This is a genomic window from Synechococcus sp. PCC 7336, assembly GCF_000332275.1.
Taxonomy (GTDB): domain Bacteria; phylum Cyanobacteriota; class Cyanobacteriia; order Thermostichales; family PCC-7336; genus PCC-7336.
The window spans coordinates 357257-382976 of sequence record NZ_CM001776.1 but is presented as its reverse complement, the minus strand read 5'-3'; the positions used below and the strand labels follow the sequence as shown (position 1 = coordinate 382976).

Here is a 25720-nt window from a genome sequence, read left to right as displayed (position 1 = left end):
AGAACGGGAGACACTGGAGAGAATAAAGCGAGCTGAGTTTGAAAAGCGATGTCGTGGTGGCAAGTGTTTAAGCGCAATCGTCTGGCCCAAGCGGCCGGGATTCTGCTGATTGTGTTGTACACCTGTTCAATTTTAGGTGAATTCATTGCACCTTACGGCCCGTTCGACATTCAAGACAGCGGCTCGCTGCTGCCCCCGACGCAGATCTACTGGCGCACTCAGCAGGGGGAGTGGATGGGTCCGCACGTTTATCCCACCTTGCAGGGGCCGGTGGAGATCGAGACGGGCGATCGCAGGCTCACTGTCGATTTCGAGCATCCATCCCCAATTCGGTTATGGGTCCGAGGTAGGTCTTACAAATGGTTGGGGTTGGTTCCTGGCGATCGCCATCTGTTCGGTACAGTGTCGAGGGGCGAAGGGCCGACAGGCTTTATCAACATTTTGGGAACGGACGATCAGGGGCGCGATTACTTCAGTCGCTTGGTGTACGGCAGCCGCGTTAGCCTGTTTGTCGGTATTGTCGGCATTCTGATTTCGTTCCCCATTGGCCTGACGGTGGGGGGCTTGGCGGGATATTTTGGCGGCTGGGTCGATACCCTACTGATGCGTTTGGTGGAAGTGGTGCTATCCATTCCAGGACTCTATCTGTTGGTTTCGCTGGCCGCCGTACTGCAGGAGAATCCCTTTACGGGGGTGCCGTTTTCCAATGCCGAACGGTTCTTCGTGATTGTGGCGATTACGAGTTTTGTGGGTTGGGCCGGTTTGGCGCGGGTGATTCGGGGACAGGTGCTATCGATTCGACAGCGGGAATTCGTACAAGCATCGCAGGCGTCGGGGGCTGGCACCTTCTATCTGCTGTGGCGCCATATTTTGCCGCAGACGGCGACTTACGTCATTATTGCGGGCACTCTGACGGTGCCCGGTTTCATTGGCGCAGAATCGGTGCTCAGCCTGATCGGCCTGGGCATTCAGCAGCCAGATGCCTCGTGGGGAAATATGCTGTCGCTGGCAACGAATGCGTCAATTATGGTGTTGCAACCCTGGTTAATTGTGCCGCCGACGGTGTTGGTGGTGGTGACGGTGCTGTCGTTCAATGTCTTGGGGGACGGCTTGCGGGATGCCCTAGACCCGCGCGATCGCCGTTAAGTTCAGCCAAAATAAAGTTAGCGTTAAGCAATCTAGAGCGATCGCCATGCTGGAAACGCTTGCTAAATGGACCCTCGATGACTATCACCGCACGATCGATGCGGGCATTTTGAGCGATCGCAAGGTCGAACTTCTGAATGGCAATATTGTTGAAAAGAGCCCTGAAGGTCCGATCCACTATTTCATCACTTCAGATATCGCAGACTATTTGCGGAGTCGTCTCGGCAATGCTGCCAAGGTGCGGGAGACAGGGCCAATCACTCTCTCCGATCGCAGCGAACCCGAGCCCGACATCGCAGTGGTTAAACCTTTGGGCATCGTGTATCGCGATCGCCATCCGTACCCTGAGGATGTTTTTTGGACAATCGAAATTGCCTACTCGTCGATCGGTCGCGACTTGGGAGAGAAAGTTTCCGCTTACGGGCGGGCGGGGATTTCAGAATATTGGGTGGTCGATCTCCAGAAGCTGGAGGTGATTGTGATGCGATCGCCCTCGGATGCTGGATACGAGCGGTGCCAGGTTTTCACCTCGGGCAGAATCAGTCCGGCAGCATTTCCCAACCTCGACATTACAATTGCCAAGCTACTCGGAGGCTAGGTTCGCCAGCTTAGAGCAACTTCTGGGCGGCGATCGCGAAGCCGGGAACGATGTCTTCGCCGCTGAGCGCAGCACTTGCTGGATATTGAGTGACCGAGCCATCGGCACGATAAGCCAAGACCTGTTGATTTTGGCGATCGCACAGCCAGCCCAGCTTAACGCCATGCTCGATATACTCCCGCATTTTGGACTGTAGAGCTTCTAGACTGTCAGTCTTCGATCTGACCTCAATGACAAAGTCCGGCGCAATTGACAAAAAGCTATCTTCGCCACCATCCCAATCTTTTGGGAGCCTTTGCCTGGTGATGAATGCGGCATCCGGCGATCGTATCGCCCCATTCTCCAGACGAAATCCAGTACTCGCGCTAAATACTTCCCCCAGATCGTTCTGTTCGACCCAAAGCAGTAAGTAGGCAGTAGCCTTGGCTTCGCGATTGCCAGAAATTCCTCCTGTTGGTGGCGTGGCAATTAAACTTCCATCGGCATTGCGCTCGAATCGCATCTCGGGGTTCTTAGAACTAATTTTCATTAGCTCTGCGTCACTTACCGCAAGTTTGGACTGAGCCATAGCGTTAGTGTGTCAGGCCGCGATGCCACTAGGTTAACTCATGCCCCAGACCGAAGCCGATCGGCGATCGCCCCCCCACTCGCGCACGCTAGCGCCTACCCATTCGATTCCATTAGCCCCAGACCGATCGCAAGCTGTCGTATCCTGACAGACGGACGCGATCGTAGTTGGAGACCGAGCTGTGCGAATTTTAATCATGGGCGGCACCCGCTTTGTCGGCGTAGCCCTCACCAAAGCATTAGTCGCCGCCGGCCACGACGTGGTGCTGTTCAATCGCGGCAACCGACCCGCCCCAGTGGAGGAAATCGAACAGATTCATGGCGATCGCAAAGATCCCCAGCAACTCAAACAAAAACTGCAAGGCCAGCAATTTGACGCCGTATTCGACAACAACGGCCGCGAACTCAGCGACACCCAACCTCTCGTCGAATGCCTCCGAGACAGCAACTTACAACACTTCGTCTACATGAGTTCGGCAGGGGTTTACCTCAAATCCAACCTGATGCCCCACATCGAAGGGGACCCCCTCGACCCCAACAGCCGCCACAAAGGCAAAGGCAACACCGAAGCCTATTTGCAGGAACAGTTCGAGCGCACTGGCTTCCCCTACACCTCCATCCGCCCCGTCTATATCTATGGGGCAGGCAATTACAACGACATCGAAGCCTTCTTCTACGATCGCCTCCACCGCGATCGCCCCATCCTCGTGCCCGACAACGGCCAGTGGATAACCCAACTGGGCCACGTCAGAGACCTCGCTGCCGCCATGACCGCAGTCTTGGGCAATAACAGCGCCAAGGGCCAGATTTACAACATTTCCGATACCCGCTGCATCACCTTTAACGGCTTAGTGGAAGAGTGTGCCGAGGCGATCGGCAAATCCGCTAACATCGTCCATTTCGATCCCAAACAATTCGATCTCGGCAAACGCAAAGCCTTTCCCTTGCGATCGCAGCACTTTTTCGCTTCTATTGCCAAAGCCCAAACCGAACTCGCCTGGACTCCTCAGATTTCGCTGGCAGAAGGGCTGAAAGAGTTTTGGCATGAGGACTATATTGCCTCCGGTCGGCAGCATCGGGAAGTGGACTTTGCGATCGACGATCGGATCCTAGCGGCCATATAGGCGTACCTCTCGTCGTCGCGATCGCGCCCGATTGGGCAAGTTTTACGATTGAACTAAAAATTTTAAATAAACTAAAACAGCAGCAATACTCCAAGCTCGCTCACTGTTTTACTTCCTCTTATCTCTCTTATCTTACACAGAGTCACCACAAGTACAACTTGCCGATGTTGCTCCCTTATCCCAGTTGAAGAAGTTTCAGTGTAACTGTTTGAGTATTGCTGCTGTTCTTAGAATCAACGTCAAGAAAGAACAGGGTACGTCCTCCTTTGCTGAATTCAATTGAAGCCTTTTTGCTTCAATTTCACTCTACACATTTCAAGCCGCTTTTTCGGCAGTCGATACATAACTTAGGAATTGAATGCTTCGATCGAGTCCTCTCTCAGTCAGGTCAAGCTTGGCAGGGATCGCGTTCAACTGAAGATCGAGTCCAGCCCAGCCATCCCTCCTGCTTGTCTCTCAGTCCCTATCCTAGCGATCGCTGCCGGGGGTTAGGGAAGGTCACGAGATCGTCCGCCACCCAGCGCTACCGATTGTGGCGACCGCGTTTTTTCTCTTTATAAATATCGTCTTTGAGCGGATGCACTCCTACTTCAGGAGCCTCATCATCATAGTGGGGAGGACCGAATACGCGGCCAATTCCTTTCCACGTATTTTGAAAGAACGTTAAAATTTGGGTCGCGATATTTCGAAGAGCTTTCATATGGTGTTCCTCCGAACAACCTCTGTTGATTGAGAACAATCGCCATCTAAACCTCAAACTTCTCGACTGACTCATAATACTCCCCCTCACTCAAATCCTACCAAATTCGCTTGAAGACTTGAAGGCCCAGAGGGCTGGCTTGCAGTAGAGAGTAGAGCAAGCAAATACAGTCAGCTCTAAATAGACTTGACTTCTCTCAAAAAAGTGTATGTGTACACTCCAATACATGCATATGCACCTTCCCAACCCTCTTGACATTAAACCGAACGTTCAGTACAATACTGTTATACCGAATGGTCAGCACAAGTCGGGCGATCGCGAGGTCAATACGACCTGAGACGTTCCTTGAAGGGCAGTTAAGCTTGAATCCCATAACTCTGGGAGCTGTACTGTTACTACAATTTTTGTACCGAATGTTCGGTTCGGGCAGCACCAGCAATAGACTGACACGAAGGAGAAATACCACTATGGCTACCTCGATCTCTCCCCAACACAAAACGATTGACATTGATGGTCTGGATATTTTCTACCGAGAGGCTGGCTCCAAGGATGCTCCGACAATCCTGCTACTGCATGGATTTCCTACGTCCTCTCATATGTTCCGCAACCTCATTCCAGCACTTGCAGATAGTTTCCACCTCATTGCTCCCGACTATCCTGGCTTTGGCGCCAGTTCTATGCCACTTGTCGATGAGTTTGAGTACAGTTTCGATAAGTTGGCAGAGGTTATCGATCGCTTTGTGAGTCAGCTGGGTTTAAAGAAATACTTCCTCTATGTGATGGACTATGGAGCACCTGTCGGCTATCGCCTTGCAGCAAAACATCCAGAAAATGTGTTGGGCCTAATCGTACAAAACGGCAATGCCTACGACGAAGGTCTGCGAGAATTCTGGAATCCCATTAAGGCTTATTGGCAGGATAAAACACCAGAAAATGCTGCAGTGCTAGCGGATAACTTATTAAGCTTAACAGCGACGAGATGGCAATACACCAACGGCGTTCGCAACCCAGAAACAATCGCGCCAGATAACTGGTTCCACGACCAATATTTACTCGATCGCCCTGGCAATCGGGAGATCCAACTAGAGCTGTTTTACAGTTACGGGAGCAACCCTTCTTTGTATCCGCAGTGGCAGGAATATTTTCGCAAGCATCAGCCACCAACCCTTGTGATTTGGGGTAAAGGCGACTACATCTTTCCAGCAGAAGGGGCGCACCCCTACAAGCAAGATCTCAATAACGTTGAATTCCACATCCTCGATACGGGTCACTTTGCCCTTGAGGAAGACCTAGAGTTTATTGCTTCGCACATTCGAGACTTTGTTCTGAGAAATATCGCTGCTTAACTCGTGCGGGAAAGCACTTCAAAGTTGGCTCATTGCACGTTCTCTTCAGTCAGTTCGACCTCGAACATATAGCTTTGTTGGGGGCATGGTTAGATCGATTTCGAACCATGCCGCAAGACCTTACGCTTCTACCCCAGTGGAAATGGGACAGGAAACATTGGTTCCGCCCAAACCGCAATAGCCGTTAGGATTCTTGGCTAAATACTGCTGGTGGTACTGTTCGGCATAGTAGAACTCGGGGGCAGAGAGGATCTCGGTCGTGATGGTGCCGAAACCCGCTTGGCTCAACTCCTGCTGATACATTTCGCTAGATGCCTCAGCCGCTTGCTTTTGCGCCTCCGAATAGGTGTAGATGCCGGAGCGATATTGGGTGCCGCGATCGTTCCCCTGACGCATCCCCTGGGTGGGGTCGTGACTTTCCCAGAAGGTTTTCAGCAACTGCTCGTAGCTGACGATCGAGGGATCGTAGACCACCCGCACCACCTCGTTATGGCCCGTCAAACCGCTGCAAACCTCGTGATAAGTGGGATTGGGGCTGGAGCCAGCAGCGTAGCCCACAGAAGTGGAGTAAACGCCGTCTAACTTCCAGAACGCTTTTTCGGCCCCCCAAAAACAACCCAAACCGAATAGGGCCAATTCCATGCCCTCGGGAAAGGGAGGCTTGAGGGGGTTGCCATTGACAAAATGGGCACCGGGTACGGACATTTCCTCAGCGCGACCGGGCAAAGCCTCTTCGGGGGAGGGCATTTGGCTCTTTTTACCAAGTAAGGAAAACAATCCCATGGTGAGTACTCAGATAAAGTTCAATGATGGAGATATTGTCCAATCTCGATCGCTAGGCTAACCCAAACTCCTGCAAGGCAGGCAAGCAGATATCCCGATCGATGGCTAGTCCAACAGCATTCGCACAGAAATTTCTACTTCTGGAAAAGCGATTGGAGCGATCGCCCCATCAGTCCGAGCCACCTTCGACTGATAGCCCTCAGTTTGAGGTTGACGGTGGACCCAAAGGATGCTGCCTTGCAAGTCTAATACCCAATATTCTGGAATTCTGCTGCTGGCGTAGAGAACCGCTTTCTGGGTCAGATCGTAAGTTAGGGAAGTGTTAGAAATTTCTACCAACCAAAAAATCTCGGCGGGGGAAGGATGGCGCAGGTCGTACTCCTCCACCAGCGGAGCCACCACTGCAATATCCGGTTCTGGTTCGCTGTCATGCGGCAAGGTTACAGGACCGCCGTGGCGAACGCTCGCCCGATCTTTCAAGAGATTGCGTAGGTAACGCGAGATGCGATCGCCCCGATTGAAATGCAGTGGCTGTTCTGGAGCCATCGCCACAATCTCTCCATTCACCAACTCCACCCGACGGCGGTCCAACATGCCTGCCGCGATCGTGGCGTGGTAATCCTCAATCGTCCATCGCGAAATTGCTGTCACAATCGTCGTTCCCAGTAGGCTAGCCCTACTGCCAGCATGTCCGAACTGTTCGGTATTGTCCGATCTCGATCGCTAGGCTAGCCCAAACTCTTGTAAGGCAGGCAAAAAATTGCGGTTCTCGTGGCTGGGACGACTCAGTTTAATCAGGGCAAATCGTTGCAGGCGAGTCAGATTGCTCCACTGCTGGGGGGCGATCGCCAGCTCTAACTCCTGCGCTTTGGCTGCCACAGTCTCCGGCACGACATCGAGATTGTCCCAAGCAGGGCTTTCCGGGATTGGCAGCAAACTGGGTTCGGACCCGTAGCGATCGCGCACTAACTCCATCAGGCGATCGCGATACACCTCGGCCTCAGCCTCAGTTTCGCAAGACATCTCGACGAGCTGTTGTCGCTCGGCCTCGGCCAGAGCAGTCCAGTGAACCAACTTGAGCTTGACCCCGCAGGTATCTAAATACAGCCGCACCCGCATGGGGATGCAGTTCCAAGACTCCACAAAGTCAGACTCGAATTGGAAATGGAGGGGCTCGATCTTTGCAGCAGAGTTGGGATCGGTCACGGCCACTTATCGACTCACCAGTTGGGGAACGGCAACTTGGGGCTGCATCTCATCTTCCACCGCATCGGTCGCAGGCATCACGCGCACTGCACAGGCTTTCAGCTCCGGTTGCAACGAGATCGGACAGACTTCGGGATGGGTCAGAGCATTCGCCTCGGAGTTTTTAGCCCACAGTTCGCCCCAATGCATCGGCACGAACACCGTTCCGGGAGCAATTGCTTTCGTCACGTTGGCTAAGAATCGACTCGTACCCCGACGCGATCGCACCTCCAGCCACTGACCGTCCTCAATGCCAAACTTAGCCGCGTCTTTCGGATGAATCTCCGCACGCGGGTGGGGATGCTTCTTCGCAATCCGAGCAATATGGCCGGTGCGAGACATGGTGTGCCAGTGCTCGTACAAGCGGCCCACTGTCAGCACTAGCGGGTAGTCGGGATTGGGGGGCTCGGCTAAACCGCCCGCGTGGAAGGCAGCAAAATTGGCTCGTCCGTCAGACGTATTGAAGCGCAAATCGGTATACAGGCGCTTGGGCTCGGGGTGCGCGAGCTTGGCGATCGGATCGGTGGGACGACCGGGACTGGGCCATTGGGTGGGGCCTTCTTCAGCCAGTCGGCGGTGGCTCAGGCGGGTCATGTCGCAAGGGCGACCTTTCGTGGCAGACACGAACTCAGCATAGACTGCAGCCGCATTGACAAAATTAAATTCCCGCTCGAAGCCTAAGCGCCGACCCACTTCCGCAAAAATCTCCCAATCTGCCCGTGCCTCTCCGGGCGGATCGCGAAACTGGGGACAGTAGGTCACCACCCGTTCGGAGTTGGTCATGACTCCCGATTTCTCGCCGAACTGGGCGGCGGGCAGCAGTAGGTGGGAGTAAAGGGCAGTCTCGGTGGGGTAATAGGCGTCTTGGCAGATGGTGAAGGGGGATTGGCGCAGGGCGGCTTTGGTGCGAACCAAGTCGGGCATACTCACGGCTGGATTCGTGGCGGCCACCCACATCACTCCCACAGTGCCCTGTTCTAAACCGCGAATCATATCCCAGGCCGCCAAACCTGGCTGCGGCGAAATACTGCCTGCGGACACCTGCCACAGGGTTTCTAACTCGGCTCGATGCTGAGGATTTTTAACAGTTCTATATCCGGGCAAGATGTGGGCTAAGCCGCCCGCTTCTCGACCGCCCATAGCATTGGGCTGCCCCGTAAGCGAAAAGGGACCGGCACCGGGCTTGCCAATGTTGCCAGTCATCAGATGCAGGTTAATGATGGTGCGACATGTGGCCGTTCCCTCGACCGACTGGTTCACCCCCATCGACCACAGCGACAGCACCCGATCGGAGTCCCCCCACCAGCGGGCGGCCTTCTCCAGTTCGTCAAGACGAATGCCGCACTGGCGGGAAACCAGTTCGGGGGGATAGTGACGGATAATTTCGGCAAACTGGCCAAAGCCAGCCGTACATTCATCGATCAAGACGGTGTCGAGATAGCCCCAGCGCATCAGTAAGTGGGCCATGCCGTTGAGCAGGTGCATGTCCGTGCCGGGACGAATGGCGAGATGGAGATCGGCCACTGCGGCGGTGGGGGTGCGGCGGGGGTCCACCACAATGAGCTTGACTTTGCGATTGCGCTTGTGATGCTTGCGCAGGCGATTGAAGACAATCGGGTGGCATTCGGCGGTATTGGTGCCGATTAAGAAGGCGCAATCGGTTTTATCTAAATCGTCGTAGCAGGTAGGGGGACCGTCGGAGCCGAAACTTTGGATGTAGCCCGCAACTGCAGAAGACATGCACAGCCTGGAATTGGCATCGAAATTATTGGTACCCAAGCAGCCTTTGAGCAGCTTTTGGGCAGTGTAGTAGTCTTCGGTTTGGAATTGGCCGGAGCCGTACATGCAGATGCCAGTCGGTCCGAGGCGGGCGAGGGTGGAGCGAATTTCTCTGACGATGCGATCGTACGCTTCATCCCAACTGACACGCCGGAAGGACTCGTCGAGACTGTCGCGCATCATGGGGTACTTCAGCCGATTCTTGTCGAGGGCTTCGGCAATGGTGGCCCCTTTGACGCACACTTGCCCTTTGCTGGAAGGATGGTCGCGATCGCCTCTCACTCGCCAAACCGGAGCCCCCGAACTATCCCGATTGGTGGCCTTGCCGGGAATGCCGGGAGGACTTACTTCCAAACCGCAACCAACGCCGCAATAGGGACAGAGAGTTTTGGTCATTTCGCTCATGCGATCGCGCTCCTTACCGGGTTCTAAGCGGCTGGGGATTCAGAGTCAGAATAGAGTAGTTTGAGAAATTAAGAAAGTGTTAAGGTTTTCATTTTGCCGGGACAATTCGTGCATTGACGTCCCCTCGAACTGTGGGGGGCTCGTCGGTACGGACAGTGTATTGAGTTCTTCTGGGTCGAAGAGTGAGTCTTGCTACAAACTCTTCAGAAATGTCTCCAGCAGTCCGATCGTCGGTCTAGGAAAAAGTTGCTGGGGCGCGATCCGCCCGCAGCAACCTCATTGTCCCGGTAGAAAATTGCGGGCTAGACAGCCTTTTTCATCGCGTCCAGTTCTTCCTCTTCCCCTTCGTGGAACTCAGCGAAGGACCCCTTGGGTTCTTTCAAGAAGATTGCACACAGAACAGTCACCACGAGTGCTGCACTACCCAACATGAGAAAGAAGGTTTGGAAGGAGCTAGACAGGGCTTCCGGTCCTTTCGGCAGCAAAGACCAAGTGGTGAGGTAGCAAACTGCTCCCACGTTGCCGTAAGCACCCACATTCCCGGCCACCTGACCGGTGACGCGACGCTTGATCAGAGGCACGATGGCAAAGGTAGAGCCTTCACCAGCCTGTACGAAGAAGGAACAAGTCATGGTCAAGAGCACTGCGATTACCAGCCAGCCGCCGTTACTTAAAGACCCCATCATCATGTAGCCAATACCCATACCGCCGGTCAAAATTGCCATGGTCCACTTGCGGCTACCGACAGAGTCGGAGATCAGACCGCCGCCAGGACGAGACATCAAATTCATAAATGCGTAGCTAGCCGCAATTACGCCAGCCCAGAAGGGAGTCAAGTTGAAAATTTCCTGGAAGAACAGCGGTAGAACGGTGACCACCGCCAGCTCGGAACCGAAATTCACAATGTAGGTCAGCTCTAGAATGGCCACCTGGTTAAAGCTGTAGCGATCGTCACTGGGGTAGTGCTTAGTGCCCACCATCAGCTCTCTATTGGCATTCCAAGCATTTAGGGCTTGGAATAAGTAGATCGCACCTAAAATGGCCCAAATGATGTACAGCATATTGGCGCTATACAGGTCCTGCCTCCACAAGCGCCAAGCCAACAGACACATCACGCCAGTCAGGGGCAGGTTCATGAGCAATAGGAAGTAAAAATCACCGCGACTGGTGACTTCCATACCGCCATGACGGGTAGGACGCTGATAAACGCGACCGTCAGGGGTATCTTGCACGTTGAAGTAGTAGAACACGCCGTAGAGGGCTGCAAAAATACCGGTAAAGGCGATCGCTGCTCTCCAGTGAAGTACATTGCCGCTCTCCAGCAGCGCGTGACCGCCGGGGAGGAAGCTGAAAAAACCGGCAACGGCAACCAGGCTGAGGGCGGCAGCAGCAGAACCGAAGTTACCCCAGCCACCGTAGATTCCCTCGGCCAAGCCGATTTCTTTGGGGGGGAACCATTCCGCCACCATGCGAATGCCGATCACAAAACCGGCACCGACAATACCCAGCAGCAGGCGGCTGGCCACCAACATCTCGAAACTGGTGGCAGAAGCAAACATGATGCAAGGAATGGCTGCATAAATCAACAGCACAGAATAAGTGAGTCGCGGACCGTACTTATCCAGCAGCATCCCGATGACGATGCGGGCGGGAACAGTCAGAGCAATATTGCAAAGACCAATGATGCTCCGCTGATCGCCACTGAGACCGAGCTCTTCTTGAATTGTGGTCGCGAGTGGAGCGTAGTTAAACCACACCACAAACGAGAGGAAGAAAGCAAACCAAGTCAAGTGCAGGACTTTGTATCGTCCCTTTAACTGAAATAACTCTGTTAACATCGCATACCCTTTATCTGGCAAAAAACAACCAACCTCAACAGCCCATAGGGCGATGCCTCAGCGGCAAGAAAAACTTAAGCAAAATGACACTGCTGGCAAGCACTAGACGGCCTCGACAGCTTTGGGCACTGCTTCGAAGTGCTCGATCAGAAGCGATCGCAGCACCTCTTTGAGATCGTCACAGGCAACCTGCTTTTGCACGCGGGTTCCCAACTGGGCATCTTTGCCCACCTTGCCCCCCATGTAGATGTCCACCGCTTCGACGGTTTTGCCGTCTTTGCGAACTTTTGTCCCCATGAGGCCAATCTCGCCCACCTGCGGCTGCCCGCAGGAATTTGGACATCCTGTCCAATGGACCCGGACGGGACGAAGCACCTCTAGCTCTGCCTCGAGTTCTTTTGCCAGTGCTAGAGCTCGCTGTTTGGTCTCCACTAGCGCAAAGTTGCAAAATTGGGCTCCCGTGCAAGACACCAGCGATCGCGTTAGGGATGCAGGGGCGATCGAAAATCTTTCCAGCAGAGGCTCTGCCAAAAACGCCTCTAAGCGAGAATCGGGAATGCCGGGAACAATGACATTCTGTTCGACGGTCAGCCTCACCTCGCCGCTGCCGTAGACCGAACACAAGCGAGCCAATTCAAAGAAATCCGATGCTTGCAGGCGACCGACCGGGACGTGCAAGCCCACAAAGTTGAGTCCCTCCCCCTGTTGGGGGTGTACGCCGAGGTGATCGCGCTTGTCCCAATCAATCAGATCCTCAGGGGCTGCCGTTGGCAAATCGCGACCCAGTTGTTCCATCACGTTGGCTCGAAACGTGTCGATACCCCACTCGTCAATCAGCCACATCATGCGAGACTTTTGCCGATTGGCGCGAGGACCGTTGTCTCGGTAAACCTCCAGGATGGCGCGACACAGGTCGACCACAGGCTCGATCTGCGGCGGCACCCACACATCCATCGGAATCGCCGCCTCGCAGCGGCGGGCGGAGAAAAAGCCACCCACCAACACGTTGAAGCCCAACTCGCCCTCTTTGTAAGCTGGCACAAAGGCAATATCGTTAATTTCGGCGTGGACGGAATTGTCTCGCCCCCCCTCGATCGCAATGTTGAACTTGCGGGGCAGGTTGGTGAAATCGTAATTTCCTTGCCCGGAATTGGTAATCATGTCCTGCACAGCTTTTACCAGCGGACGGGTGTCGATAAGTTCGCTGGCATCGATCCCCGCCACCGGAGAGCCAGTGATGTTTCGGACATTGTCCATGCCGGACTGAATGCTGGTCAGGCCAACCGCCTTAATGCGAGCAAAAATCTCGGGCACATCTTCAATGCGAATGCCGCGCAACTGAATATTCTGGCGGGTGGTGATATCTGCACTGCCATCCTCGCCATAACGCTGGATGACTTCTCCAAACATCTGCAGTTGTTCCGCAGAGAGCACGCCGTTGGGGGTGCGCATCCGCAGCATAAATTTGCCGGGAGTGACGGGACGGAAAAACAATCCCAACCACTTCAGCCTCTGTTCGCGATCGGTGGCATCCATGGCCTCCCAACCAATCTCGGCAAAATAGTCGAGTTCGTCCTTGACGGCCAAACCATCTTTTTCAGCCTTGTATCTCTCGAACTTATTCAGCTTGGGTGTCGACGTATCTACTGAGCTGGCCACGATTGCCTCTCGCGCTCGATCGCTGGGTGAGTTGAATACTGCTCAACCTAGAAGCTCGTATGGGGCGATTTTGTAGCCTCGGAAACACAACTGAGGAAAATTCGAGATTGCCGCATTGAAGTAATGCAAAAAACGAATAAGACTGTGTTACCGATTCATGTGCCCGTGGGAAGGTTGCCAATATTGGCGATACAAAGAATTGGCAGTGCCAAGAATCACAAGTGCCAAGAATCACAAGTGCCAAGAATCACAAGTGCCAAGAATCACAAGTGCCAAGAATCACATAGGACTGTCTCGTAATGAACAAACCTGCATCCAGCCAGATTGCGATCGACGAGCCTGAGGAAGACCGATTCGCTATCTCGAACTTTTCGCCGGAATTGGAGACTGTCATCCACGGGCTCAAATGGGGGGAGTTTCAGGTGCGCTGGGATGCTGCCAAAAAGTTGCCCCACTGCGGTCCGGCCGCTTTGCCGGCCCTGTTGCAGTTATTGCGCGATCCCGAAGCCGATGAGGAGTTGCTCTGGTTTGGCGCTCGGGCTTTGGGGCAGTTCGATCGCCCGGAGGCGATCGCTGCTCTAGCTGACTTACTCGATGCTGGCGAAGACGAAGATGTGGTGGCAGCAGCAGCGGCCGGGATTGCCAGTTTTGGCACTGTAGCGATTCCTCCCCTCCAGTCGCTGTTAGCGGATGAATCCAAACGCCTGTCAGCCGTGCGAGCCCTGGCCTACATTCGTTCGGTGGAGGCGGTGCCGCCGTTACTGAGTGTTTTAGAAGATCGAGGGGCGACTGTTCGAGAAGCTGCGTTGAATGCTCTCGCCAGCTTGCCCGAAACGCCTGAATCGCTGGCGGCGGCGATCTCTGCATTGTGCGATCCTGCCAGTGGAGTGCGACAGGCGGCGGTGACTGGCCTATCCGCTTGGCTGCCGCGACACCCCGAAATCGATTGGCTGAGCTACCTGCAGCCACTGTTAGTGGATCTCAATTCCCAAGTGGCGATTGCGGCAGCGATTGCCGTCGGTCGTGTCGGCAGCGAGGCGGCGGCCAATGCCCTGCGAGCTTTATGCCGAGATTCATTAGCTCCAGAGTCTTTGCGGTTGGCTGCAGTGCGATCGCTGGGATGGATAGCAACGCCGATTGCCCTAGCCCACTTGCGGGATTGTTTAATGGAGTCTTCCGCTTCTCTTCAATTGACCTGCATTCGTGTTTTGGGGCGGGTGGAAGTGCCGCTGCTCAAGATTGGGGCTGCTGGGGCGCTGACGGACTGGTTGCAGCAGCAAGCGATCGCCGCTGTCGATCCGCCTGCGTTACAGGCGATCGCCCACAGTCTGGGGCAGTTGGGTCAGTTCGACAGCTTCACCTCCCTCGTTCAGCTCTTGTCCTGCCAGCATATGGGGGTGCGGTTACACGCGATCGCCGCTCTCCAACAGCTCGATCGAGTGCGATCGCGGCAGCAACTCGTGGCTATTGCCCAACAACGCGATCTCGCTCCTCAATTAGCGCGGGGAATTGCGATCGCGCTGGCAGAGTGGGAATAGACGCTCTCTAACAAGCGGGCGATACAATGCTAGGCGACACTGGCTGAATCGAAAACCAAGAGTATTTCAGCAATTCTGCCTACATTGAACCTAAATAGCTGAGCAATGATGTTGTTTCCAGATTGTTTTTTGTACAGATAAAATACAGCAATAGCCTCTTCTGATTCGCAGATATCGATCATTTCAACATTAGTGTTGCTCTCCAAGCCACCTCGAAGAGATTCAAGGTATGAATGTCTAGATGAAAATGTAAATAATGGGCCTGCCAATTTGAGTTCGGGATGTAAGACGGATTCGAGCCCTTCTATATCGCCGCTACAGAAGTACTCTAGGTATTGCAGTACAAGATCGCGATTATTCATTTCGCGCCAAAGCCATCCTCAAGCCGTAATAAACTCGGCGGGCAGGCTCTTGAAAGCGAGATGGCCGTCGTTGTCGCCGTCCACAAAAATCGTCGCTCCATCGGCAAAGTCGCCCCGCAAGATGCCCTTGGCGATCGCATTTTCCAATTCCCTCTGAATCGCCCGCTTGAGGGGACGGGCACCGTAGACGGGATCGTAACCGGCTGTTGCCACGATATCTAACGCCTCCTCCGTGAGTTTGAGCGCGATCTTGCGCTCCTCCAACCGCTCGGCCAGACGCTGCACCTGCAGCTTGACGATATCCCGTAACTGATCTTTGGTCAGACTGTGGAAAATGATGATGTCATCAATGCGATTGAGGAATTCGGGACGGAATCCTTCTCGCATCGCGGCCATGACGAGCGCGCGCATTTCCCCATAGCGGGAGTCGTCGCCCGCAATATCCAGGATGTATTGGGAGCCGACATTGCTCGTCATAATGATGATGGCGTTTTTGAAATCCACCGTGCGGCCCTGCGAATCAGTCACGCGGCCATCATCGAGGATTTGCAACATGACGTTGAACACGTCGGGGTGAGCTTTCTCGATTTCGTCGAACAGGATGACAGAATAGGGGCGACGGCGCACGGCTTCAGTGAGCTGTCCCCCTTCGTCATAGCCGACATAGCCAGGAGGGGCACCGATCAACCGAGAGACGGAGTGTTTCTCCATGTACTCCGACATATCGATGCGCACCATCGCTTCTTCGGTGTCGAACAGATAAACCGCCAGCGCTTTAGCCAGCTCGGTTTTACCCACTCCGGTGGGGCCGAGGAAGATAAAGCTGGCGATGGGGCGATTGGGATCGGCCAGTCCCGCCCGCGATCGCTGAATGGCTTCCGCAACCGCCGTCACGGCCTCGCTCTGTCCGATTACTCGCTCGTGCAAAACTCCCTCTAAATTCAGCAGCTTGGCCTTTTCCGATTCCACCAATTTGCTGACGGGAATGCCGGTCCATTTGGAGATGATCTCGGCAATATCCGCTTCGGTAACCTCCTCTCGCAGCAGGGTGCGACCAGTGGTTTGGGAGGCTTCTAGTTCTGCCTCGATCTGCTTCAACTGCTGTTGTAGCTCCGCCAGTTTGCCGTATTTCAACTCGGCAGCTTGATTGAGATCGTAGTTGCGTTCGGCTTGCTGAATTTCGACATTGACGCGATCGATCTCTTCTTTGATGGCCTGAATGCTGTCTAGAACCTCCTTCTCCGATTGCCATTGGGCATTGAGGGCATTTTGTTCTTCTTTCAGATCTGCCAGTTCCTTTTCCAACCGCTCCAAGCGATCGCGAGAAGCGGGGTCCACCTCTTTCTCCAGAGAAAGGCGCTCCATTTCTAGCTGGAGAATCTTGCGATCGATCTCGTCCAGCTCTTCCGGCTTGGAGGTGATTTCCATTTTGAGACGGGCGGCAGATTCGTCCACTAGGTCGATCGCCTTATCGGGTAAAAAGCGATCGCTAATGTAGCGATTGGATAGTGTGGCCGCTGCCACCAGAGCCGAGTCGGAAATTTGGACGCCGTGGTGAACTTCGTAGCGCTCTTTGAGGCCGCGCAGGATGGAAATGGTGTCTTCGACGGAGGGCTGATTGACATACACCTGTTGGAAGCGGCGCTCTAGAGCAGCATCTTTTTCTAAATGCTGGCGATATTCGTCCAGGGTGGTGGCCCCAATACAGCGCAGTTCGCCGCGAGCCAGCATGGGTTTGAGCAGGTTGCCCGCATCCATGGCCCCTTGAGTGGCCCCAGCCCCGACGACAGTGTGGATTTCGTCAATAAAAAGGACCACTTGCCCCTCGGAGGTGGTCACTTCTTTGAGGACTGCCTTGAGACGCTCTTCAAATTCGCCGCGATATTTGGCTCCGGCGATCAGGGCACCGAGGTCGAGGGAGATCAGGGTGCGATCGCGCAGCGATTCGGGCACATCGCCGCTAACGATGCGTTGAGCCAAGCCTTCGGCGATCGCCGTTTTACCCACGCCGGGTTCCCCAATCAGCACGGGGTTGTTCTTGGTGCGGCGAGAGAGAATTTGGATGGTGCGTCGGATTTCGTCGTCGCGGCCAATCACGGGATCGAGCTTGCCGTCTCGGGCCAGTTGGGTGAGGTCGCGACCGAATTTTTCTAGGGCTTCGTATTTGCCTTCAGGGTTTTGGTCGGTCACTTTATGGCTACCTCGAATGCTGTCGATAATCTCTTTGAGTTCCTTCTCGGTTAATTTCCCATCGGCGAATAGGGGCCGTCCGAAGCGATCGTCTTTCACAAAGCCGAGCACGAGGTGTTCGATGGAGATGTAGTCGTCGCCGTAGTCTTGGCGGTAGTTTTCAGCCCGATCGAGTAGGGTATCGAGGCTGCGGCCGAGGTAGACGGAACTACTGGTGCCGGTCACTTTGGGCTGGCGAGCGATGAAGGCATCGGTGCGATCGCGCAGTTTATCGAAGTTCGCCCCAGCTTTGGTGAAGATATTGGCGGCGAGGCCATTGGGATCTTCCAAGAGAGCGCGGAAGAGGTGTTCGGAGTGGATTTGTTGGTGTTGGGCAGCTTTGGCGATGTCGGGGGTACGAACGATGGCGGCCCAGGCTTTTTCGGTGAATTTTTTGGGATCGGTGGGTTGCATCGGCGCTCTCTCCTGAAATGCCTTGCGCGCGGTCGGGAAGGCTATTGGGGGGTGTAGTCATATTTTAGGCAGTAGCTGCTACCCCGCGCAGATCGGTTCGCTCTCCACGGGGTTACGGATTGGCGCACTGGGAGGGTGCGGGCTGGCTGGGGTGACTTGCGACTCACCTGCTATCCCGGCTTAAGTGGATAGCCCGGTACCTATTTCAGCCAAAATTCTCTCTCCACGATTTGGAGTCAGCTCGCCAATCTGCTAGGTTGACTTGATAAAGGAAGCCCAACCCAAAACAACCGGAGGAGACCTCAAACCGTAAGGTGTGGCCATCAATAGAAACACGCAGCCCTAAGTTTAGGAGAGGATATTGTTTACGATCGCAACCAATAGATTTGAGAAGCCTGACTGGCTAACAACAATCTTCCAGTTAAAAGGGTCGGTTATTTTGATAATTTTGCCACGAATATTATTTTTTTGTGGCTTTACTACAGCAATTACGCTGTTATACACGCTAGACTTTCCCATTTATTTTCAAAAGCTAGGCGATCTAACCACCAATGTCATCTACAATTTAATCTTGGGCTTACTAGTGGTTTTTCGTACGAATACGTCCTACGATCGATTTTGGGAAGGGCGAAAAGCTTGGGGGGTGCTAGCGATCGATATTAGAAACTTGGCTCAAGAGATCCGGGTTGGAGTAGCTGAACGCGATGAAACCGACTTCCTTGAAAAACAGTCTGTCATGCGCCTGTTATCTGCTTTTGCAATTGCCACCAAACTTCATCTGAGGGGGGAAGCTGTTAACGATGAGCTCAAAGCACTGTTGACTCCAGCCCGAGCAGAGCAATTGGAAGCATCCAGCAATCGTCCTTTCGATATCATATTTTGGATTCGTTGCTATTTACAGAAAGTTTTGTCAAAAGGAGAGATAACTGAGTCGAAAGTCGGCGCGATCGACAACATGCTCAATCAGTTGACGGGAGGTGTCAGTGGTTGCGAACGCATCATCACCACCCCCATTCCAATTACCTATCGGGTTTATCTCAAACGCTTAATTTTAATTTATTGCATCGGATTGCCCTTCAAAACTATTCCCGAACTCACTTGGTGGTCATTACCCATTGTGGCAGTTGTCAGTTTTCTGCTACTAGGGGTCGAAGAAGTGGCTCGCGAGCTAGAGAATCCTTTCGGCTATAACGTCAACGATCTACCATTGGACGACTTTTGTCGCACGATCGCCAGCAATGTCGAGCATGTGCTGTCTCTAGAAACCCAAATAGAATTAACTCCAAAGAAAGAGCTGCAAGAATCTCTTTCCGGGCAGTTGCAGTTGTTTAGTGTAAGTCACATGTGACAATATCCCGGCCAGAATTAGAGGGGCCTATCGGGACGGGGTTCGATCGTCAATCAATAGGATCTCTTCGATCGCCTGCCCAACCGAAACGCAGCAGCCGACTAAAAACATCCCCGGCATCAAGAGTCCAGCCTCACCCGTTCATAGGCAAAAGCACCCAAGGGAGGTGCTGGCGAGTGGTTGAATCGAGCCAGCAAGGCTTCCACCCCTTCTTTTTTGAAGATCTTGGCGTAGGGCACTGACCCAAGCGCTGAAGAGGGTGTCAGAGCGCACCCGTTCGACGGTCGATATCGGCAGCGTACTGTATTTTGCCAAATATAAAGTTGCGGGCGAGTTGAACGAGTTCTGGGTTGAGTGAAGCCATTGGATGTGAAGTCACTCAGCTAGAGCGTATCGGGATCGATTCCCTTTTGCCGGAGTTTGTCCAGCAGTTGTTCGCGCAACAGTCGTTCCTGCTCCGCGACCTCAGTAGGAGCAGTGAGTCGATTCCCCTCTCGGTCATACCAGTACAACCAGTCTCTCGACCAGCCTCGATAGGTTCCCGACTCGCTTCCCAAGCCCAACCCAATCTCCGGCAGCCAAACCGGCTCCCCCGTCTGCAAGACGTAGCGATCGCTTTCGAGCCGATAAACCTCTAAGGGCTGACGCCGCTTGCGAGTGCAGTACTCCGGGTTGTAGATCGCGTAATACAACACACCGATGCGGGCGTAGTCTTCCAGCTTGGAGCCGTACTCCTGCCCGTAAGTGCGGGAGACGTATTCCACCACCAGAATCGGCAGCTCGCCCTCATCCCAGACGACGTAGCTGAGTCTGCCGCCCTTTCGAGGGAGCCGCTCGACTCCCAGACTCAAGAAGCCATCGGGGGCAATGGAAGGTTTCTCGGGGTCGTAATAGACGGCTAAATTAATGCCCCAGAACCAATCGGTGCGATCGCGCCAGTGCCAAGCAAGGAGATCGCCCAAGAGGCTGGCGACAAGCACTTGCAATTCGCTATCCACAGGGGCAAAGTCAGTTTCGGGCAGTTCGTCTTGAGTGGGGAGGTGTTGGCGGGGTTGGAACTGGACCATCGGGTTCGCTCCGAGCTGAGCTTACTCTATCGTAGCGAGGTGGGTTAGAGCTCAAAGCGATCGTTCGAGCTTGATGGCAAGAGGGAAGGCTTTCATACGGTTGGGTTGGGTGAGTCAGGTGGGCAATAGTTCGCTTCCAGGCCAGAGTTGAAGGCTATACATAGCCAGCCTTTCAGTCTTTGGAGGATAGTCATAAAAAGAGACTACGATCTGTGGTATTGCAGTCGATATCAGGTTACCTGAGTGATTGAGAGTCAAGTGGGGGATGATTGGGTTTTCTGGCAGGGGGGCTTCAGCCTGGGGAGGCTCCCAACAGTGCATGGCTAAATCTTGTGACACTCTCGGCACTGAAGGCGAGAGAAACAGGGAATGCAAAGCTGGTCTAAACACTGAAGTCTAAACACTGAAGGAATCCTCTCTACCCGACCGTGAAAACGAATGACCAAAATCGGATAGACTGAGATTTCAGCCTTTAAAAGAGCATCGAGCTCGGAGATTGACGCCTCTCGCGTTCTTCTCAGGATGCAGTGCGAGTAGATTTTGCGGCAGGAGCAGTGGAGCAGATCTCGATGCGTTACGGCCGCGAGGCGGACATTCTGCATGTTGAGGGGCAAGGATCTTTATTGCACCCGGGTTCTACTGCCATACTTCCACTCATTCGGGGCTGCCAACCCACTCACTTCATCTTGGTTCATCGGGCCGGACAAACCCACAATCACACCTTTCCTAACTTCGAAATTCCACCGTTACCGGACGTGATTCACATGTATGAGGCATTGGCTGGGGGGGGTGGAATTTTTACGCAGTCGAAGGTAGCGGCGATCGCTCTCAACACCCATCATTTAGATGCAGTAGAAGCCCAACAGGCAGTCGGCGAAATGAGAAAGTTGACCAATCTCCCTTGTGCCGACCCGGTACGGGATGGGGCAGAAATTCTCTTAGATGCAGTGCTCGATCGGGCTTCCTGACACAGGTACCTCAAAGCCTTTGAGTGCATCCCAGATTTGCAAGCAGGCTGAAACTGCGCAAATAATGCGTTGAAGTAGCAACAGCTAAGGTATGACCATCAATCCTTTCTCGACGAGGTTCTCGATGGATACCGATAAGCAAGCCCAAAAGCAAGCGCAACACTCAGCAAAGAACGATGGATTGCTGAATTGGCGTGGAGGATTGCTCCTGGCGATGCAATTCACGAGACTGAGATCGTCGTCAATGACTTCGTAGCGATCTCAGTCTTCCACCCACCCAATACGGGGTATCAGTAGCGTAACACCCCCTAATCTAGCTTGTGGCGCCCGTACCAGCGCATCAACATCGCCGCCAGCCGATCCGAATCGTGTCGCACCAAGCCCGTCTCGGCATCTTCTCGCATGACCTTTGCCAGCACGGCACGACAGTTGAGATAAGCCAATCGTTCGGGATCGAGTTTCACAAACTCCGACTGCAGCGAGTGATAGCGCTGCTGTGCCCGCTCGGATGGGGAATACTTCTGCACTAAGACCCCGTCAAACAGCCGCCTGCCCGCCACCTTGTCGATCGCCATGACGTGATCGCTCACAGTGTAACCGCTGGTTTCCCCCGGCTCGGTCATAATATTGCAGACGTAAATGTGAGGGGCCGAATTGCGGGCGATCGCCTCCACAATCTCGGGGGACAACAGGTTGGGGATCACACTCGTATACAAACTCCCCGGCCCCAACACAATCAGATCCGCCGCCGCGATCGCCTCCACAGCCTCTCGCGTCGCCTGCGGTTGTGGCGGATTGCACCCCACCCGCACGATCTGCCCCTTGGCCTTCGCAATCTTCGATTCCCCTTCCACCCAACGCCCGTCAGACATCTCCGCCCACAGGGTGACATCCTCCAGCGTAGACGGCAGCACCTGACCGCGAATTGCCAGCACCTGAGAGGTTGCGGCGATCGCCCGCAACAAATCCCGCCCCGTCACCTCTGACAGAGCCGTAATAAACAAATTGCCAAAACTGTGGCCGGACAGCCCTTCCCCCTCTTTAAAGCGATATTGAAACAGCTCCGTCAGCAACTTTTCTTCGCTGGCCAAGGCCGTCAAACAGTTGCGAATATCCCCCGGCGGCAACCCCCCAATCTCCCGCCGCAACCGCCCGGACGACCCCCCGTCATCCGCCACCGTCACCACTGCCGTAATCTTGCTGCTGTAATGTTTCAACCCCCGCAATAGCGTCGATAAACCGGTTCCGCCCCCCACTACCACAATCTTGGGACCGCGCCGCAACCGCTTGTTCGTCAGCAGCTTGTCAACCAGTTCTTCCTCGTCCCCCTCGGGAATCAGCACTTCGGTAATGGAACCCACCGTGCGTCGCAAGCCCAACAGAATCAGCCCCAACCCCGTCACCAGCACCAGCGGACCGCTAATCTTGTTGGGCACCACCCTGGTGATCGATCGCAGTACCGTTTCCACCAACTGCTGCAGGCGAAAAATGGGGGAGAGATCCACCCAAATGGCTAAGCCGATGATAAAGAGCACGAGTCCGAGCGAGGCTAACGAGAGCCACCGCTTGACCGATAGCCCCGGCAACAGCCACTTGCGCAATTGATCGACGGAACGACGCAGTTTGAGATCAGTCACGATTGCTTCCTCTGCCAGGGCGAGCCAGAGCGGCAATTTCGGCTTGAGAGTGGCTCAGATTGCGGTGGGTTACTTGTAGTTGGTAAGCAGTACTGGGCAAGAGTTCGTCGCGCAGTCCCAATGCCAACCGCTCCACAAATGCCACCGAACGATGTTGCCCCCCCGTACAACCGATCGCCACGAGCACCTGCGTGCGCCGCTCTGCCAAATAGTGGGGCAGAAATTGGCTGAGGGTGTTGAGAATTTGGCGGTAGGTGGATTGGGCCGTTTCGTTGCCGAATAAGAATTCTTGAATGGGCAGATCTCGGCCCGTGAGCGATCGCAGTTCGGGGATGTAATAGGGATTGGGCAGAAAGCGGATGTCGAATACTAAGTTGGCATCGAGGGGAACCCCATACTTGAAGCCGAAGCTGGCTAAGGAGACTGTTAGAGGAGGCTGTTCGTTGCCGAGGGCAATGGGTTCTAGACGAGCGTACAGTTGACGCAGCGATAGTTGGGTGGTGTCGATGGTGTGGGTGCTCTGGCGCTCGACTGCCTGCAGCAGTTGGCGTTCTTGCTGGATGGCCGCAAGCAGCCCGTCGGCGCGATCGCTGAAGGGGTGACGACGGCGGTTGGCGCTAAATCTTTGGACCAAGACGGGGTCGGCAGCATCCAAAAACACCAGCGGGATCTGTCGCTGTTGGAGGGGAGCTGAGATGCGATCGAAATCAGCCAGAAATTCTTTCCGGCTCAATTCCAGCCCCAGTGCCACTTGAGGGTAGTAGGACTGCAATTGCTCCAGTAGTTCCAAACTGAGGTGGGGCAAAATTGAGTCTACGCAAAAGTAGCCCAAGTTTTCGAGATAGTGCAAGGCAGAGCTCTTGCCTGCACCAGAGAGGCCGGTTAGGACGAGGGTGGGTGAGGGACGATCCATGTTGCACATTTTAGGGGAATCGGGGATCGAGCTGGTGGCTTTTCGAGTGAGGGCGCTCTCTAGATCGTTCGTCGCAATGGGTGCGGCAGCCAAACAATTCGCATTGAATGGAGTCAGCAGAGTCCGGTGATTGGATTTTGTCGATCGCATTTGAGGCAAGGGTATGGCAATGGCGAGCGAACGGGCGGTTTTGGAGTTCCCGGAGGTGCGATCGCAGCTTCCCAATCTCTGCGGCTGGGAAGCAGAGGTAACTGCTGTCACACAAGCGGACGAACCGGTGTGGCTGCCCGTTACCAATTTGCACCTAGAGAGCATTCGCGCGGGGTTTGCCTGCGCGCTGCACATGCATCAACCCACCATCCCGGCTGGAGCCAATGGCGAACTGATTGGCAACTTGCAAGCCATGTTCGAGCATCCTCAGCAGGGCGATAACCACAATGCCGGTGTCTTTGCCTGGTGCTATAGCCGCATGGGGGAATTTATTCCCGACTTAGTGGCGCGGGGCTGCACCCCCCGCATTATGTTGGATTATTCGGGCAATCTGCTGTGGGGGCTGCGGCAGATGGGACGTCACGACGTTCTGGATAGCCTGAAGCGGATTACCTGCGATCGCCAGTTTTGGCCCTATGTGGAATGGCTGGGCACGATGTGGAGTCACGCGGTGGTACCGTCCACCCCCATTCCCGACCTCAAACTGCACATTCAAGCATGGCAGCACCATTTCGCCGCGATCTTTGGCTGGGAGGCGCTGGCACGGGTCAAGGGCTTCTCGCCCCCCGAAATGCACTTGCCCAACCATCCCGACACCCTATTCGAATACATCAAAGCCTTGAAGGAGTGCGGCTATCGCTGGTTGTTAGTGCAGGAGCACAGTGTCGAGCGCTTGGATGGGTCGCCCTTGCCCCACGACGACAAATACATTCCCAATCGGTTGGTGGCGCGCAATGCTCGCGGAGAAATCGCCAGCATCACTGTGCTGATTAAAACTCAAGGGTCCGATACGAAGTTGGTGGCCCAAATGCAGCCCTATCACGAGGCCAAAGGACGCGATCGGCAGCAGCTCGGGAGGGTGGAGGTACCCAGTTTGGTCAGCCAGATTGCGGATGGGGAAAATGGCGGCGTGATGATGAACGAGTTTCCGCGCGATTTTGGGCCGGTGTGGGAAGCGATTCGGGATGGGGGCGATCGCGTTGTAGGTTTCAACGGGACAGAATATCTGGAGTTAATTGAGGCGGCGGGTGCGAATCCCGCAGATTACCCCGCCTGTCAGGCGACAGGGCAGCACAAGATTTGGCAGCGGCTGGAGGGCGAGGAGGCGAGCCCCGCGCGGGTGGAGGCGGCGATCGCCGACCTCAAACAGAACGACCCCCATTTCCATACGGAGGGGGCCTCGTGGACCAATAATCTCAGTTGGGTGCAGGGGTACGGCAATGTGTTGGAACCGATGTATGAGTTGAGTGCCCGCTTTCACCAGAGATACTCTGCAGCGGATTTGCAGAATCCTGCCGTTACGCAAACGGCTACCTACCAACAAGCCCTCCTGCATAATTTACTGCTGCAAACCAGTTGTTTTCGCTATTGGGGTCAAGGCACTTGGACTGACTACGCCCGCGAGATTTACGATCGAGGAATGGCGGTGCTCCAGTAGCCTTGCGGTGGAGCTGACACAGCTCACCGGCAGGCAGCCAAAATAATAGCGTTAATTTGACCTGAGTTCGATGGTTCTGTATGGCCCTCACCCCCAGCCCCTCTCCCAAACTTGGGAGAGGGGAGCAACAGCCTCAAACCCGCAATCTACCGTTCTGTCTTTGCCATATAGTAGTTGCCGAATTTCTTGGCTGAAATACTCATTCTCTCGTGCTAGCGAACAGCGTTTCGGCATTTGAGCCAAAGACTCAATAGCTTGCAGCAATCCTGCGTACCATTGACCCGATCGTACTGGAGAGGTGGTTTGCGAGAACTGTCGAAATGCACTATCTGCCTCGGCCTCTGCCACACTTGAAATCTCGATACGGTACTTCACGAATCTGTGGCTAAATTATGCTTGCTGCGCT

At 54.5% G+C, this 25720-nt stretch carries 23 protein-coding genes; 8 read left to right on the top strand and 15 right to left on the bottom strand.

Annotated features, from left to right (window positions below; translation table 11 throughout):
• Window positions 1-48 precede the first annotated feature (48 nt).
• On the top strand, window positions 49-1146 hold the full coding sequence (locus SYN7336_RS01890) for an ABC transporter permease (protein ID WP_017324223.1): 1098 nt from the start codon (window positions 49-51) through the stop codon (window positions 1144-1146).
• A gap of 46 nt (window positions 1147-1192) precedes the next feature.
• Window positions 1193-1744, top strand: a complete 552-nt coding sequence (locus SYN7336_RS01885; protein ID WP_017324222.1) for a Uma2 family endonuclease — start codon at window positions 1193-1195, stop codon at window positions 1742-1744.
• 10 nt (window positions 1745-1754) lie between these two features.
• On the opposite strand, the gene SYN7336_RS01880 is transcribed toward SYN7336_RS01885, so the two are convergent.
• Both SYN7336_RS01880 and SYN7336_RS30395 read right to left on the bottom strand, forming a co-directional pair.
• On the bottom strand, window positions 1755-2273 hold the full coding sequence (locus SYN7336_RS01880; RefSeq protein ID WP_017324221.1) for a Uma2 family endonuclease: 519 nt from the start codon (window positions 2271-2273) through the stop codon (window positions 1755-1757).
• Window positions 2274-2345: 72 nt separating this feature from the next.
• On the bottom strand, window positions 2346-2510 hold the full coding sequence (locus SYN7336_RS30395) for a hypothetical protein (protein ID WP_156819987.1): 165 nt from the start codon (window positions 2508-2510) through the stop codon (window positions 2346-2348).
• On the opposite strand from SYN7336_RS30395, the gene SYN7336_RS01875 reads away from it, so the two are divergent.
• The gene (locus SYN7336_RS01875) at window positions 2494-3435 is read left to right on the top strand and encodes an NAD-dependent epimerase/dehydratase family protein (protein WP_038025676.1); all 942 of its coding nucleotides are present in this window, start codon (window positions 2494-2496) and stop codon (window positions 3433-3435) included. The two genes, SYN7336_RS30395 and SYN7336_RS01875, sit on opposite strands and share 17 nt — an antisense overlap.
• A 523-nt stretch (window positions 3436-3958) precedes the next feature.
• Here the strand turns inward: SYN7336_RS01875 and SYN7336_RS30390 are convergent.
• A complete protein-coding gene (locus SYN7336_RS30390; RefSeq protein ID WP_017324219.1) occupies window positions 3959-4135 on the bottom strand; it encodes a hypothetical protein in 177 nt (58 codons plus the stop codon).
• Window positions 4136-4602: 467 nt separating this feature from the next.
• Between SYN7336_RS30390 and SYN7336_RS01865 the strand changes: the two genes are divergently transcribed.
• Window positions 4603-5481: an alpha/beta fold hydrolase gene (locus SYN7336_RS01865; RefSeq protein ID WP_017324218.1), complete on the top strand. Its 879-nt coding sequence runs from the start codon at window positions 4603-4605 to the stop codon at window positions 5479-5481.
• Between the two features lie 120 nt (window positions 5482-5601).
• Here SYN7336_RS01865 and msrA read toward each other — a convergent pair whose 3' ends face one another.
• From msrA to SYN7336_RS01835, 6 genes are all read right to left on the bottom strand, one after another.
• Window positions 5602-6264: a peptide-methionine (S)-S-oxide reductase MsrA gene (gene msrA / locus SYN7336_RS01860; protein ID WP_026100610.1), complete on the bottom strand. Its 663-nt coding sequence runs from the start codon at window positions 6262-6264 to the stop codon at window positions 5602-5604.
• A 105-nt stretch (window positions 6265-6369) separates the two neighbouring features.
• Window positions 6370-6915, bottom strand: coding sequence for a Uma2 family endonuclease (locus SYN7336_RS01855; RefSeq protein WP_017324216.1), 546 nt, complete (start codon window positions 6913-6915; stop codon window positions 6370-6372).
• Window positions 6916-6987: 72 nt separating this feature from the next.
• Window positions 6988-7476 (bottom strand): nitrate reductase associated protein, encoded by a 489-nt coding sequence (locus SYN7336_RS01850; protein ID WP_017324215.1) that lies wholly within the window; start codon window positions 7474-7476, stop codon window positions 6988-6990.
• On the bottom strand, window positions 7477-9693 hold the full coding sequence (locus tag SYN7336_RS01845; protein ID WP_017324214.1) for a molybdopterin oxidoreductase family protein: 2217 nt from the start codon (window positions 9691-9693) through the stop codon (window positions 7477-7479). It lies immediately after the preceding gene.
• A 302-nt stretch (window positions 9694-9995) separates the two neighbouring features.
• Window positions 9996-11531, bottom strand: a complete 1536-nt coding sequence (locus tag SYN7336_RS01840; RefSeq protein ID WP_017324213.1) for a NarK family nitrate/nitrite MFS transporter — start codon at window positions 11529-11531, stop codon at window positions 9996-9998.
• Window positions 11532-11633: 102 nt separating this feature from the next.
• Entirely contained in the window at window positions 11634-13190 is a 1557-nt protein-coding gene (locus SYN7336_RS01835; RefSeq protein ID WP_017324212.1) for a ferredoxin--nitrite reductase, read from the bottom strand.
• A gap of 299 nt (window positions 13191-13489) precedes the next feature.
• Between SYN7336_RS01835 and SYN7336_RS23980 the strand changes: the two genes are divergently transcribed.
• Window positions 13490-14728, top strand: a complete 1239-nt coding sequence (locus SYN7336_RS23980; protein WP_017324211.1) for a HEAT repeat domain-containing protein — start codon at window positions 13490-13492, stop codon at window positions 14726-14728.
• Between the two features lie 29 nt (window positions 14729-14757).
• On the opposite strand, the gene SYN7336_RS23975 is transcribed toward SYN7336_RS23980, so the two are convergent.
• Window positions 14758-15090, bottom strand: a complete 333-nt coding sequence (locus SYN7336_RS23975) for a nuclear transport factor 2 family protein (RefSeq protein WP_038025675.1) — start codon at window positions 15088-15090, stop codon at window positions 14758-14760.
• 18 nt (window positions 15091-15108) lie between these two features.
• Window positions 15109-17733: an ATP-dependent chaperone ClpB gene (clpB, locus tag SYN7336_RS01820; RefSeq protein ID WP_017324209.1), complete on the bottom strand. Its 2625-nt coding sequence runs from the start codon at window positions 17731-17733 to the stop codon at window positions 15109-15111.
• A 361-nt stretch (window positions 17734-18094) separates the two neighbouring features.
• On the opposite strand from clpB, the gene SYN7336_RS23970 reads away from it, so the two are divergent.
• Complete coding sequence (locus SYN7336_RS23970; protein WP_227498582.1) at window positions 18095-19081, top strand: bestrophin family protein; 987 nt, start codon at window positions 18095-18097, stop codon at window positions 19079-19081.
• Between the two features lie 383 nt (window positions 19082-19464).
• Here SYN7336_RS23970 and SYN7336_RS01805 read toward each other — a convergent pair whose 3' ends face one another.
• Window positions 19465-20148 carry a Uma2 family endonuclease gene (locus tag SYN7336_RS01805; protein ID WP_017324206.1) on the bottom strand — a complete coding sequence of 228 codons (684 nt, stop codon included), beginning with the start codon at window positions 20146-20148 and terminating at the stop codon, window positions 19465-19467.
• A 527-nt stretch (window positions 20149-20675) separates the two neighbouring features.
• Here SYN7336_RS01805 and SYN7336_RS23965 point away from each other — a divergent pair.
• Window positions 20676-21116, top strand: a complete 441-nt coding sequence (locus tag SYN7336_RS23965) for an NAD-dependent epimerase/dehydratase family protein (RefSeq protein WP_017324205.1) — start codon at window positions 20676-20678, stop codon at window positions 21114-21116.
• 308 nt (window positions 21117-21424) lie between these two features.
• On the opposite strand, the gene yvcK is transcribed toward SYN7336_RS23965, so the two are convergent.
• Together yvcK and rapZ are read right to left on the bottom strand one after the other, a co-directional pair.
• Window positions 21425-22753, bottom strand: coding sequence for a gluconeogenesis factor YvcK family protein (yvcK, locus tag SYN7336_RS01795; RefSeq protein WP_017324204.1), 1329 nt, complete (start codon window positions 22751-22753; stop codon window positions 21425-21427).
• Window positions 22746-23759, bottom strand: a complete 1014-nt coding sequence (gene rapZ, locus SYN7336_RS23960) for an RNase adapter RapZ (protein ID WP_227498581.1) — start codon at window positions 23757-23759, stop codon at window positions 22746-22748. Before rapZ ends, yvcK begins: the two co-directional genes overlap by 8 nt.
• Before the next feature lie 76 nt (window positions 23760-23835).
• On the opposite strand from rapZ, the gene SYN7336_RS01785 reads away from it, so the two are divergent.
• Complete coding sequence (locus tag SYN7336_RS01785) at window positions 23836-25314, top strand: hypothetical protein (RefSeq protein WP_017324202.1); 1479 nt, start codon at window positions 23836-23838, stop codon at window positions 25312-25314.
• 87 nt (window positions 25315-25401) lie between these two features.
• Here the strand turns inward: SYN7336_RS01785 and SYN7336_RS23955 are convergent, their stop codons facing one another.
• Complete coding sequence (locus SYN7336_RS23955; RefSeq protein WP_202951131.1) at window positions 25402-25689, bottom strand: hypothetical protein; 288 nt, start codon at window positions 25687-25689, stop codon at window positions 25402-25404.
• Window positions 25690-25720: the final 31 nt, after the last annotated feature.